This is a genomic window from Chitinophaga sp. YR627 (genome assembly GCF_900114995.1).
Lineage (GTDB): Bacteria > Bacteroidota > Bacteroidia > Chitinophagales > Chitinophagaceae > Chitinophaga.
The window spans coordinates 1,273,761-1,288,317 of the sequence record NZ_FOUX01000001.1 but is presented as its reverse complement, the minus strand read 5'-3'; the positions used below and the strand labels follow the sequence as shown (position 1 = coordinate 1,288,317).

General features: G+C 48.2%; 7 protein-coding genes. 5 read left to right on the top strand and 2 right to left on the bottom strand.

The window, feature by feature from the left end; genetic code table 11:
- Together cobN and cobW are read right to left on the bottom strand one after the other, a co-directional pair.
- Nucleotides 1–3,762 carry a cobaltochelatase subunit CobN gene (gene cobN / locus BMZ72_RS04620; protein ID WP_089805705.1) on the bottom strand — a complete coding sequence of 1,254 codons (3,762 nt, stop codon included), beginning with the start codon at nt 3,760–3,762 and terminating at the stop codon, nt 1–3.
- Between the two features lie 7 nt (nt 3,763–3,769).
- The gene (cobW, locus tag BMZ72_RS04615; protein WP_089805703.1) at nt 3,770–4,816 is read right to left on the bottom strand and encodes a cobalamin biosynthesis protein CobW; all 1,047 of its coding nucleotides are present in this window, start codon (nt 4,814–4,816) and stop codon (nt 3,770–3,772) included.
- Between the two features lie 415 nt (nt 4,817–5,231).
- Here cobW and BMZ72_RS04610 point away from each other — a divergent pair, with 415 nt between their 5' ends.
- The 5 genes from BMZ72_RS04610 to BMZ72_RS04590 all read left to right on the top strand — a co-directional run bounded on the left by BMZ72_RS04610 (nt 5,232) and on the right by BMZ72_RS04590 (nt 14,505).
- Nucleotides 5,232–6,755, top strand: a complete 1,524-nt coding sequence (locus BMZ72_RS04610) for a ferritin-like domain-containing protein (protein ID WP_089805701.1) — start codon at nt 5,232–5,234, stop codon at nt 6,753–6,755.
- Nucleotides 6,756–6,777: 22 nt separating this feature from the next.
- Entirely contained in the window at nt 6,778–9,138 is a 2,361-nt protein-coding gene (locus BMZ72_RS04605; RefSeq protein WP_089805699.1) for a hypothetical protein, read from the top strand.
- On the top strand, nt 9,138–10,520 hold the full coding sequence (locus tag BMZ72_RS04600; RefSeq protein ID WP_089805696.1) for a radical SAM/SPASM domain-containing protein: 1,383 nt from the start codon (nt 9,138–9,140) through the stop codon (nt 10,518–10,520). The genes BMZ72_RS04605 and BMZ72_RS04600 overlap by 1 nt, the downstream gene beginning before the upstream one ends.
- Nucleotides 10,521–10,536: 16 nt before the next feature.
- Entirely contained in the window at nt 10,537–12,006 is a 1,470-nt protein-coding gene (locus tag BMZ72_RS04595) for a flavin-dependent monooxygenase QhpG (RefSeq protein WP_089805695.1), read from the top strand.
- Nucleotides 12,007–12,150: 144 nt separating this feature from the next.
- Nucleotides 12,151–14,505 (top strand): ABC transporter permease, encoded by a 2,355-nt coding sequence (locus BMZ72_RS04590; RefSeq protein ID WP_089805693.1) that lies wholly within the window; start codon nt 12,151–12,153, stop codon nt 14,503–14,505.
- The last annotated feature ends 52 nt before the right edge of the window (nt 14,506–14,557 follow it).

Genomic DNA, 14,557 nt, shown 5'->3' with positions numbered 1-14,557 from the left:
TTATTCATGATCCACAAATAGTTGCTGCAGGCGTTCCAGCGTTTCCTTTTCGGGTTGTTTCCACATACCGCGCTGGATCGCTTCCAGCATACGCTCAGTCATATCTCTCAATGCCCATGGATTGACCTGCTCTATAAACTGGCGGTTTTCTTCATTGAACAGGTATTCTTTTGTGATACCCTCATACATAAAGTCGTCCACCAGATCAGTTGTAGCGTCATAGGCAAACAGGTAGTCCATAGTAGCTGCCATTTCAAAGGCGCCTTTATAGCCATGTCGTTTTACCCCTTCGATCCATTTAGGATTGATGACACGCGAACGGTATACTTTCAGCAGTTCTTCTTTGAGTGATTTTACCTTCGGATTCTCCGGACGTGCATGATCACCGAAATAGATCGATGGCTGCTCCCCTTTCACAGACTGTATGGCATTGGCCATCCCACCCTGGAACTGGTAGTAGTCGTCCGAATCAAGGATATCGTGTTCCCGGTTATCCTGATTATGCATCACGATCTGGATATCTGACAAGCGCTTTTCAAATACTTCGTGCGCTGACTCCCCGATACGATCTGCACCATAAGCATAACCGCTCCAGTTGATATATACTTTTGCCAGGTCTTCTTTTGATTGCCAGTTCTTTTCATCGATCACCGCCTGCAAACCTGCTCCATAGGCGCCGGGCTTGGAGCCAAAGACTCTGAACAACGCACGCTTATGTGCTTTCTCCTCCTGCAGTCCTTTGGATTGCCATTCCTGTTTTTCCGCCAGGAACCGTTTGCGAATGGGATTCTGCTCCGCTGGTTCATCCAGCAAAGCGACCTTTTCTACGGCAGCATTAAACAGAGAAATCACATCCGGAAATGCATCACGGAAGAAACCGGAGATACGCAGCATCACATCTACGCGCGGACGTCTCAGTGTGATCAGGGGAATGATCTCAAAGTCGCTGACTCTTCTGTTGGCCGTCTGCCATACAGGTTTGACACCCATCAATGCCAGGGCCTGTGCAATATCATCTCCACCGGTACGCATCGTAGAAGTCCCCCATACCGACAAACCGATACTTTCAGGATAATCTCCATGTTCCTGCATATAACGGTCTATGATCAGATTGGCGCTTTTTACACCGAGGTTGTAGGCGGTTTGCGTCGGAATAGCGCGTACATCGACAGAGTAGAAGTTTCTTCCGGTAGGCAGTACATCCAGTCTGCCGCGGGTAGGCGCACCCGAACTCCCGGATGGTACGTAGTGCCCGTCCATACCATGCAGGAGATTGGTGATCTCTTCTGTGGTGCTCAGTACTTTAGGGAAAGTATCCGCAGTAATGAATGCGCAAAGTTCCCGGGTATATTGAAATGCAGTATCGATATCTATGTTGTTCCGGAGATCTTCAATGATCTTCCTCGCCTGTAATTCCAATACTTCTATTACATCACCAATGATCCGGCAGGAAGCGAACAGCTCATGCCGACCAACTGTGACAAATGCAGATTGATAATCACAGTTCAGCGGATCGAATGATAAACCCAGGTCTTTTGCGATGGCCTGTGTAATACCCAGTCTTCCGGATACCGGTACTCGATGCAGCGCTACCAGCAGATCCGTCAGCTGATCTCCTTCAGGAACTTTACCCAGTATATGCAGTCCATCTCTGATCTGTGCCTCTTTCAATTCGCAGAGATAACCGTCCAGTTTTACCAGCAGTTCGTCGATATCTTTCACAGAACTTTGTAAGTCTGCTTCCAGGTTCGCCTCTTTCACCAGCTGCTTTATCTGTGTTTTAATAACAGCTGTTCTTTTCGGATCTACGCTATATGCATCGTAATATTCATCTATCAGGTGTTCCAGTTTGGTGAGCACGCCATAGCTTTCCGCCCTTGTCATGGGTGGGATCAGGTGATCGATAATGATGGCGTGGTTCCTTCTTTTCGCCTGCGTACCCTCACCGGGGTCATTGATGATAAAAGGATAAAAATGCGGAATGGGGTTTAACAGTACGGCGGGGAAACAGGTTTCCCGGCTCAGTGCGACACTCTTACCTGGCAGCCATTCCAGGTTGCCATGTTTACCCACGTGCACAACGGCATCGGCGGCGAAAACATGATTGACCCAGAAGTAATAAGCCAGGTAGCCGTAAGTTGGCGGAAGGTCGGGAGAGTGATAGATCGCTTTGATATCCTGGTTATAACCACGGGCAGGTTGTATGCTGACGAAGGTGTTTCCTAAAAGGAAACCGGGAATGATGAATTCATGCTGATTGAAATGCGGCGAATCTTCCGGAAGGCCCCATTGATCGGTGATCTTCTTTCTCAAGACAGGCGCCAGTGCATTATAATGCTGATAGAATTGCTCCAAAGAAAGGCTCACCTGATAAGGTCTGTGGAGTGTAGTATCCGTATCGTTGGTGATATAATGGGTGATCAGTGTGATCAGTTCACTGCTATCCGCAGGAACAAAACTACCCAATGTATAGTCCTGGGTCTTCATCGCCTGCAGGATCTCTATAATACTGGCCGGTGTGTCCAGTCCTACCCCATTTGCCAGACGGCTATCCTTATTCGGATAGTTCGGCATGATGAGCGCAATGTGTTTATCCCTGTTTTCTTTATAACGGATATTGACCCAGCTATGCGCAAAGTCTACCACAAATGCGCAACCTTCTTCATGGGTGGTGTACTTCAGAATATCTGAATCCGTCAGTTCATCCCGGCCCAGGGAGGATTTAAAAGAAACGGCGGTCGTAATGATCCGTCCGTCTATTTCCGGCAGCGCGATATTCATCGCTACGTCAGTTGGCGTAAGTCCGAACAGGTTTTCTTCCCATACTTCCTTTGTACAGGAAGCAAAGATCGCCTGAATAACAGGTACATTCATTTTCCGGAAAATGAACTGTTCATCGCTGGTATCCAGGAGTGATTTAATAGAAAAGCTGGTGGTATTGATTACTGCATCGATGGTACAGCTTGTCTGCTGTTGCAGGAGCTCAAATAGTTCATCACAGATGGATTGGTCCCGGAGATTATTGACAAATGCGATGATCGGGTTAAGCTGTTTTTCCCGCAGACTGGCCGCAAGGTAGTATACCGGTTCAAGGTTATCCGCCAGGTAGTGCGTCTGGTAGACGAGGATCACGACATTGCCTGTTGCCTGACTGGAGACGGTATGCGCTTCCCCTTCGGGAATAATCCCCCTTGTTGTATCAAAAAGGAACAGCTCAGGCAGGCGCCTCGGAGGGTCGAAGGTATAATCCCTGTTGAAGAAGGTATAGAAGATATAGCGGAGGCAGTGCAGATGGTTTTGTTTTCCACCGGCGCAGAGATATTTCCAGACGGTATCAGCAATATGTACGCCGACGGTGGAACTGTTGAGCAGTTCCACGTCTGGTACATCGTATCCCGGGAGGAAGAGAACGGGGATCTTTTTCAGTTCGCAGGCGATGCTGACAGCTTCGAAGAGGTAAGGATAGTAGTTCCTGCCTCCCAATAGCCGGCAGACCACCAGCTTCGCATTACTAATGACTTCCTCTACGTATTTGTCAATGGTCAGTTCCTGTTTCAGGTATACCAGGTTGGCAATACGCAGGGAAGGTAACGGATGTTCCTTGTCTGCCGTCATGTACAGTTTCCTGTAGGCATTATTCAGCGAGTGTATTTCCGTGTCAGCGGCTGACAGGAATACGATATCACCCGGTTGCTGCTGTATATGGAAGACCCCTTCGCCATTAGGGTTCCATCCTCCCGGAATAGTTGGAATAAGATGCATGCAGAAATTAGCTGACTACGGTCAGTTTTTCATTGATAATAGTAGCCAGGTCTTTATCGTGTAATTCATCACCGATGATCACCAGGCTGGTTTTACGGGTTTCGCTGTCTTTCCATTTACGGTCGAAGTAATGATCGAAACGGTTAGATACACCCTGTAATACCAAGCGCATAGGTTTACCCGGTACATCGATAAAGCCTTTTATACGGTAGATCTCGTATTCTTCGATCAGTTCCTTCAGGGCTTCTACCAGTGCTTCCGGTGTATGAGGTGCAGTGATGTCTACTACTACAGAGTCGATATCATCATCATGGTGGTGGTCGAGACCGTTGGCATGGTCTTCTTCGTGGTGAGAGTGACGGCTGTCGAGGTCATTTTCTGCGGCAGCGTTCACACCCAGCAGGATATCTGCGGAGAGTACACCGTTAGCAGCAGCCACCATCTTCACATCCGGACGTACTTTACCGGCGATGATCGCTCTTACTTCTTCATACTGTGCATCGGCTACGAGGTCTTTTTTGGTCATTACTACCAGGTCAGCGCAGGACAGCTGATCTTCAAAGAGTTCCTCGATAGGTGTTTCATGATCCAGAGAATCATCTGCCAGACGCTGTGCCTGTACACGTTCTCTGTCACAGATCTCGCCGGTTGCCTGTCCGACAACGTCTACCACTGTTACCACAGCATCTACTGTGATCTGTGGTTTCAGTTCCGGCCAGTTGAACGCATGCAGCAATGGCTTGGGTAACGCCAGACCGGATGTTTCAATGATAATATGATCGATGGTGTCTTTACGCTCCATCAGTTGCAGCATAACAGGCAGGAATTCTTCCTGTACGGTACAGCAAAGACAGCCGTTATTCAGCTCCAGTACATCTTCTTCATTGGAACAGCAGGACTTCAGGATTTCTCCGTCAATACCCATTTCGCCGAATTCGTTCACAATAACGGCCAGTCTGCGGCCATTTGCATTTTGTATGAGGTTACGTATGAGGGTTGTCTTACCAGAACCGAGGAAACCAGTAATGATAGTAACCGGAATTTTTGAAGCCATAAGTAGTATCGTTTAGAGAGCGTGTAAATTACATATTATTTAGCAGACATACTACGATCACACACATTTACAACAGACTTAAAATCGGACAAGTCGCGGCGTATCCGTTACAGTTATAGTTTATAGAGACACATTACGTAAACGCATACATACAAAGCATTTAATATATGCTTCGTTTTCTAACTGCGTTAGTCATCTTATAGCAGCTGATTCTGAATTTTGATTTTGGCAGCTAAGAAAAAAGTCTTTACCTTTCAAACCACCTCGAAAGGACCAAATCAATATAGGAAGCAAACAAAATAACTATTACAAAATTTACAGAACAACGAACGTGATACCTCAACATTGCAGGTGAAAACTTCTATTTATTTATTCCACACCAACAACTCACAATTACTTCAAAACATCACTGCTCATGCAACGTAATTTTGAACGTTACCTCGGCCCTGTGTTCGAAAGGGCACAACTCAACAAAGTCAGAACGGAAGCACTGAGATCAGCTAATTTCGATGGCATCCAGTCTATGGACTACTCTACCTTCGAAACCAGTGAAGCCCCTATCAGGATCCCGCCGGAATTCAACGGCAAAGACTATGTTACTTTCCTGCTTTGTATCGATGCAGAAATTGAACATGGTCTGATGCTGCAATATCTGTATGCCGCTTATAGTCTTGGTGGGCCACAGATCCCGGAACCATACAGGCAACAGATCAAAGAAGCGCAGGAAGTCATTCTCGGCATTGCTAAAGAAGAAATGGGGCACTTCGTTTCTGTACAGAATGTGCTGAAACTGATCGGCGCTCCGCTGCATTTTGAAAGACAGGACTATCCATGGGATACCCCCTTTTACCCCTTCCCTTTTAAGCTGGAACCGCTGACCCTGGGTTCGCTGGCAAAGTATGTCTATGCAGAAGCTCCGCAAAGCTGGCTGGATAAAGATGACGAATGGGCGCAGGAGATCAAAAGATGGGTACATGCAGAAGTACCACATGCTAATACAGTAGGCGCATTATTCGAAGTATTACTTAAACTGATCAATGATCCGGATGTCATATCTGATGAAGCTTTCCAGCCGGAGACCTTCCCTTTCCAGGCTAAATTCGACGAATGGGGTCGTGGCTATAAAAAAGGTGAACGTGGCAATCCTGATGGAAGCGGGCCTGCCGGTTCACCGGATGTACTGGTAATGCCACTGGCCAGCAGAGACGATGCCTTTAAAGCACTCAGCGAGATCGCCGAACAGGGAGAAGCCTCCGAAGAGGAGCACCCTCCTACCCCTTCCCACTTTCAACGCTTCCTCAGTGTATATCAGACGCTGAGCCAGATCATGCATGATACTGCATCTACCTTCCCGCTGTCAAGGAATGTAGCGATCAACCCGGAAATACCTGCTGACAGCGGTGATTACCCGAGCGATGATCCTAACAGTTCTCCTTCAGAAGGACAGATCTATGAACCGGATCAAAAATATAATGAACTGGATCTTATCACCAATCCGGAAGCACAGACCTGGGGGCACCTGTTCAACTTACGTTACCGTATGTTATTGAACTTCCTGACACACAGTTTCCTGCTGGACGATGGTTTTAATAATGTAGGTGCGATTGCGCCTCGTGGTATGATCATCAATTCTACTTTTGGTGAAATGTATAATATCCGTAGCATCGCAAGCGTAATGGTGCAATTACCGCTTTCCACTGATCCAAATGAAAAGAAGTTCGCCGGCCCTCCTTTCCTGGTGCCTTACACACTTACGCTTCCTATGGGAGAGCATAACAGATGGCGTACACATAAAGACCTGATACAGGCATCTCAACCGCTGATCGCTAAACTGCTGCAACAGTCAGCTGATCATAATCATCGCTATCTGCATTCATTAAGAGAAGCTGACCTGCGCCTCTTACAGGTAATAGATGAACTTACAGAAATCACTGCTTAAGTCACCGGCAAAAAACCAAGTTATGTCAATCCTAGCACTACGTATACTTCCTCCTATCGCGATAGGCCGACTGGGTGCGTCCCAGATACCCGTGGCCGCTTATGATCTGGTCGTTCCTGAAAACAAGCCCCTTGATTTCAGACAGATCGCGCCACAGCCTACCCTCACGATCGATCCATCAACGAACCAGATCAAAGATGATGATACACCACCACCGGTGATCATTTTCAAAGAGGGCAACTCCACACAGAACACAGACGTTACCATACGTCCGGTAGCTCCTTTCCTTGAACTGTATGCAATCACCAGCGATGATGCCAATACGCTCGTTCCTGTTACACAGGACCTGTTGGAAAAGCATGGCTACAAACTGGAGAACATCAGCTGGTCAGTCAATCTCGGCAACCTCAAAGTGTTCCGTCGTACGGGTAAACCAGCTGATAAGATCATCGCTAAAATTGATAATATTACCAGCTATGATGCACAACCTTTAAAAGGCTTATGTGATAACTTCCTGGCAAATAAATGGCTGCCTTTAGGTACCGTACAATACGTAAAACCTTCCGCCAAATACCCTGGTCTGCGCTTCCGTTTTACGCCAGGGCCAGGTAAAATCTATGGCACTTCCAAACAGCGTAAGGTTGCAGACAACAAGACTGTTGATGATCCTATCATCAACAATGATGACCTGTTATTGTATAATCCGGCCGGTGGCTGGCTGGGATATTCGGAAGGTTCTGCATTCAATCCGACATACACCATGCCTGCACAGATCTTTGCGGGTTATGACAGAGACAACGGCGATCACGTGAGCTGGGGCTACCTGGATGATGAATGTGACGGCGAAGTAACTGCTACCTTACAGGTTTCCGGCACAACGATCAGCGCTACTGCGCACATCGTGGCAGGTCCTCCAGCCTATGCGCCTGATATCCTGCCTATCCGTGCGGTATCAGATGAAATAGAACAGATCTTCAGTGGTATCGACCCCGATGCAGAAGTGCCGATCGAAGAAGCGGAAGATATCGTACGCCGTGCCTTTGAATCCATCACCCTGATGAATACCGCTGTCATGAACGGTAATCCTATCAACGGCCGCGAGAATGTCGCGAGTACGATGGTAAGACAGGATACCAATGATTTCGGCAGACTATACGAGCCTATTATGGCAAGTTCTATTGTCGACAACCTTGCACTGCGTACACTGCATGAAAGGGTGTTCAATGGACTCAGTACCGGCGCTGCTGCCTGGTTTGCTGCTGCCCTGCGCAAACCTTACCAGATCGGCGATCTTTCCAATGCAGAGCGTAGTAAAATGCCAGGTATGATGCGTGGTGCAGATGGAAGAGGTCTGACACTCACCTATCGTATGATCAATAGTGTCATAAAGGCGGCTACAGACGCGATGTTTAAAAATGGTCAGGACAGTCCCGGACTGCCGACACCACCACAGCCAGGCGCACCGATCGCTGCTACTGATCTGAAAGCACAATTGTTCTATCGTGGTGCGGGTAACCCATATAGCGTACTCGCAAGAGCTGCTATCTCCAACTGTTTTCCCGGACTGGAATTTGATTTTCGCAACCTCTGGCGTCATACTTTCGAAGGACTCACCCTCAGCGAAAATGACAACTATGTATTGGAAGATAACAGCGATCATAACCTTACCGGCCGCCGGTTGATCGGCATTAATGGTCAGCCGACAATGGTACGCGGCGAAGGCCCTGTGTTCCCCGGTGGAGATAACGTACATCTGAAGACAGAAGACAATCCAAATGGCGCGGCCTTTATGGAGTGGTCCAATCTGATAGCAGGATTAAAACTGGGTCAGACAGCCGACCTGCAGTTCACCGCAGACGTAGCGACTTTGCCTGTGCTGGTAACAGCAGACGATCTGAAGACGAACACTTATCCCAGGATCACATTTAACGTGAACAGCTACCTGGCAAAAGATGCGGCTAACAATAAGACGGCGGCCCTGAATCCGGCGATCGTGAGTCCGGGTGAACTGACACACGGTCTCTGCGCACCATGGCAGAATGATTACAGGGAATGCGCCTGTTATTACTGGGCTGCCAGCCGGCCAGACTACGTGAACGTACAACCAGGTGATAACGGATTAAGTAAGGGAGATATGTGGCTGTCTAAACGACGCACAGGCACCTATATTCCGGACAATCGTACTGACTCCCGCTTGTTCTCTTACGATGATCTGTTCCTTAACTGGCAGGGAGAACTGAACTTCATTATCGATGGAAAGGATGCACTGGCCAGTAATCCGCTGGTGACACCTCCACAGGTTACCTCGCGGGCTGCCAAGGGATCCAGATCTTCTAAGTCAGGCGATCAGGTACATTCCAATCCTTCACTAATCGACGAGTAATGAATCCTGTAGCAACACATACAAACACTAATTCACTGGCAACCATTGCCAGTGAATTAGCTTCCCGCATACAACAACGTACACCGCCACGTTCCCCACAGATCCACCTTGTGCCTACCGCAGGTAATACACAGCTGTTTGTGGCCAATGGCAGCAGGATGTATACGGTGTCTGCTTCTATTGCAGATCGTTTACAGCAATTGCTGGCAACAGGTGATGAAGCAGCTATTACAAAAGAACTGATCACCCTCGGACTGGACACACCTCCACTGATCGATGACAGACCTTTGGAAAGCCCTAAGTTATATGCCCTGTCACTGGCCATCGCGCAAAAGTGTAACATGGGTTGCGCTTATTGTTATGCCGACCAGGGAGAGTTTGGCGGTCCTATGAAAAACATGTCCCTGGATACGGCGAAACAATCCATAGACCTGCTGCTAAAAGATTGTACACCCGGCAGCAAAGTGCAGGTCACCTTTCTTGGCGGAGAACCATTGATCAACCGCAATGCATTAAGAGAAGCAACTGTCTATGCATTTGAACAGGGCAGACAAAAAGATGTGCAGGTCAATTTCTCGCTTACTTCCAATGGAACTTTGTTGACGGCGGATGATGCCGATTTCTTTGAGCAATATGGTTTCGCGGTTACAATCAGTCTGGATGGTATCGGCGAACAGCATGACCGTTTGCGCCCCATGAAAGGAGGCGCAGGCACCTATGCGAAGATCATCGAAAATATCCGGCCTTTACTGGCAAAACAACGTACCATGCAGGTATCTGCCAGGGTTACTGTAACCCCATTGAATATGGACCTGGCAAAGACCTTACAGGAGTTTATCGACATGGGTTTCCATAGTGTGGGTTTCTCTCCTTTGTTACGTTCCAGCAACGGCAAAGGCGAAATGTCTCCTGAAGACCTGCAACAGATGTTACAGGGTATGATCGAATGCGGACTGTTATTTGAACAGCATGTGATCTCCGGAAAACGCTTTCCATTCCTGAATATGGTCAATGCGCTGAAGGAGATTGCCAAAGGCACTCATCGGCCCTATCCTTGCGGTGCTGGCGCCGGATACATGGGCGTTTCGGCTGACGGCGCACTATCTGCCTGCCATCGTTTTGTGAATGAACCCGCAGGACATATGGGCGATCTGGATAACGGAATAAATCCTACCTTACAGAACGGCTGGTTATCCTCCAGGCATGTACATCAACAGGAGCCCTGTCACCAGTGCTGGGCCAGGTATCTTTGCGGTGGCGGTTGTCATCATGAGGTACTGGAAAAAGGCCGTACTGCCTGCGATTATATCCGTGGATGGCTGCATTACACCATGCAGGCACACGAGCGGATCTCCAGACTGGTACCCGACTGGTACAGATAGCTATAACACCCCATATATGACCCCGGAACAAACATTTGATGTATTGATCATTGGCGCCGGTCCTGCCGGTACCTGTGCCGCTTTACGCCTTCTTTCCCTTGGATACAAAGTAGCATTGGCAGAAAGCGAAGCCTTTCCCCGTCCGCAGATCGGTGAATCTTTATCTCCCGGTGTCCGGAATATCTTTGATTACCTGAACGCAGGAGAACTGCTTCATACCCGCAATTACATACATCAGCTGAACGCACAGGTGATCTGGGATACGCCTGACCCACAGCTTGTCAATACAGCACAACGGGGCGCTGGTGTGATGGTGGACAGGGCACAGCTGGATCAGGATCTGCTGGAACTGGCAGTCCACCGGGGTCTGCAACTTTATCAGCCTGCCCGCTTCGAATCCTGTAAAAGGACGGAGACAATATGGACATCCACACTCAGAACGGACACGGGCATCATCAGTATCAGTTCGCACTTCATACTGGATGCCCGCGGCCGTCGGGGCAATCATATGCAGGACAGGGTATTGACCGCTCCGCAGACTATTGCGCTGTGGGCTGAATTACCCGGACAATCCCTGCCAACAGATACCCTGATCGAAGCAAGACCCGAAGGATGGATATGGGGATCTCCTACGCCCGGAGGACTATTCAGGATTATCACTTTTACTGACCCTGAGACCATCAGACAACAGTCTCTTACACAGGTGTTCAGCGGCATACTATCTGCAACAAAGTTATTTTCCACAGCAGCAAATAGCAATATCTCCGGTATACAGACCTGTAGCGTATTTACCTATGCGCATACCGATCCCTGGAGAGATCATTACCTGCGCCTGGGAGAAGCTGCCTTTTCACTGGATCCCCTCTCTTCTACCGGTGTAGAAAAAGCCATGCGTTTCTCCCTGCAGGCCGTCATTGCTATCAATACCATTCTGAAGACAGGTCAGACGGGCATGGCCCAGTCTTTTTATGAAAATAAGATGATCGAGTCCATTGCCAGTCACACCCACTGGACCAGCGGCTATTATGCCCAGGCCTGGCCGGGACAGGAATACCCTTTCTGGCAAAAACGCTCCCTGCCCTATATCGATGCTGTGGGACAGTCCACCCCTTTCTATGAAAAACTGAAGACCAGGTTTACCCCTCCGCCGCCACCTGGTCCGCAGCGGCTTATTAATATGCAACAGGAACTACCCCGCCTCTGGCATGAAACGGTCCGGTTGTCCCCATCCCTGATATTTGAAGAAGTCCCCTGCGTGATCGACGACATCCTGCAATTACGTACGGCTATCCGGCACCCCAATCTTGACCGGGAAATTGCTTACGTGGAAGAGGTAGAGCTCTCTCCTTTGCTTTCTATGGCCAATAAAAGCGCTACTTTTGGCGCAATTGTGGAAGAGTGGACTACTTTGCTCCCTTTTGAGCAGGCGGTCCGTATTGCCTTCTTTTTATGGGATAAAGACATTCTGTGCGAAATGCCGCAGTAGAAACGTCCGGAAGCGAACATTTCCTTTATCGAAAGCGAACAGCGGTAAAGCCGCTCATATCTGCAATGCGTTGTTTATCAGGCACTCTCCTGTAATGGCACCTGCTTTGCAGCAGGTGCGCATACCCGTATTTAAACCAATCGCATGTTCCGGAACTACGTTATTATCGCCCTCAGGAATCTGAAACGCAATTTCAATTATGCAGCGCTGAATGTTATAGGGCTGACCCTGAGTATTGCCGCCTGCCTGATCATCTTCCTCGTTACCAAAAATGAGCTGACATACGACCTGCATCACCACAAAGCAGAAAGGACCTACCGGGTTACACTACATGCACTGGATTATAATCCCAGCGTATCGATGGCGGTTGCCCCTGCTATGCGTACCTCCTTTCCCGAACTGGAAACGGTGGCGCAGTATCTGCCGCGGACAGACGCCTTTGTTAAAGTGGGTGAAGCCCGTTACAAGGAAAAAGCGTTCGCTTATGGCGATCAATACATGCCGGAGGTGTTCGACTATACCTGGCTACGGGGATCGGCTAAAACAGCCCTTTCTGAGCCAAATACAGTGGTCCTGACCGAAAGCCTGGCACATAAATACTTCGGCGCACAGGATCCTATGGGCCAGGTACTACGCCTCAACAACCATTTTGACCTGAAAGTAAGCGGTGTCATTAAAGACCTCCCTGCCAACACCAGTCAGGTATTCGGATTCATGATCTCCTTTGCCACTATCCAAAAGGAAATGGGCAGGGCGATGGAAGAATTCTATGCCATTGCCGGTGGAGAAACCTTTATCGTTACACCTCCTAATTTCGATATCAGCAAACTGCAAAGCCGCATGAAGCCTTTTATCAAGGATCATTGGGGCACAGAAACTGCCGAAGGAGCCGAACTGCCTTTACAGCCATTAAAAGATATTCATTTTGACCAGCGATATATTCAGAGTACGACAGCTTCCCGCCAGACCTACATGGCGCTCATCGCTATTGCCATATTTATTATCGTAACAGCCTGCATCAACTTCATCAACCTGGCTACCGCACAGGCTGTGAAACGTGCTAAAGAAACCGGTGTCAGGAAAGTACTGGGCGCTAATCGTGGTCAGCTGATCAGACAGTTCCTGGGTGAAACAGCGATACTGGTATTCGCTACTATCCTGGCTGGCCTGATAGCTGCGTACCTGGCTTTGCCACCTGTTGCGGCAGCCATGGATGTACATATTGGTATACAACAGTTAAATCAGCCGATCGTCTATCTTCTGTTGCTGGCATTGGGGGTAGTGATTGTACTTCTGGCAGGTCTTTATCCTGCTTTTGTGCAGTCGTCCTTTCAGCCTGCATTGACCATGAAAGGTACAGGCAGACAGACCTCCGGCGGACTAAATCTGCGTAAATCACTTGTATTTGTACAATTTCTCGTATCACAGGTGCTGATCATTGGTACACTGGTGGTTGCCAAACAGATGGACTTCTTTAAAAACCAGGACCTGGGATTTGATAAGGAAGCGATTATTACTATGCCGCTGATGAACAGAGAAACCCAACAGGTACTGGCCCAGCAATTAAAGGGTATCAAAGGAGTGAAAGAAATCAGCTTTTCGTCTGCAGCTCCTTCCTACAATAACAATTTTGCACCATTCAGTTGTCCGGAAAGAGGTGTCTCAAAAGACGATGTAACTGAGGTACGGTTCATAGACGATCATTATCTGCAATTCTTCAATATCAAATTGCTGGCGGGTACCAATGTATCAAACCTAAGAGATAAGGATTCCCTCAGACAGGTCGTTGTCAATGAAACCCTGCTCCATAAACTGGGACTGAAAACACCGGAAGAAGCGATTGGTATGAACATCCAGTTTGCAGGTGATAAAGTCACTATCAATGGGGTGGTACAGGATTTCCAGAGTGAATCCAAACACAAGGAAAGAAGACCCTGTGTCCTGATTGGGTTCCCAAGAGGTTTTAACGTTGTCAGTGCACGGTTGTACCCTAAAGGAATGCACGCCACCCTGACCCAGATAGAGCAAACATGGGCGACTTTATACCCTGACGGGATGTTCGATTATGAGTTCCTGGATGATCATATTGCAGCATTATACAAACAGGAACAGAAGGTATTTAACGCCTACCAGATCTTCTCCATACTGGCCATTGTTATTGGTTGTCTTGGCTTATACGGTTTAGTTGCATTTGCAGCTGTACAAAGGAATAAAGAAGTAGGTATCAGGAAGATCCTGGGTGCTTCCGGTACCGACATAGTAACACTGTTGGGAAAAGAGTTTATTATCCTGATCGCGGTTGCTTTCCTTGTAGCCACTCCGCTCTCTTATTTCCTGATGCATAACTGGCTGGGGAACTTTGCTTATCATATTTCCCTGCAACCAGGTATATTCTTCATCGCGCTGAGTTGCTCGGTTGCTATTGCGGGTTTGACGATCGCACATCAGTCTGTTAAAGCAGCTGTATCCAATCCGCTGAGAAGCATCAAAACTGAATAAATAAAAAGGGGCTGTTTAATAACAGCCCCCGATACATACATGCTTATTTTTA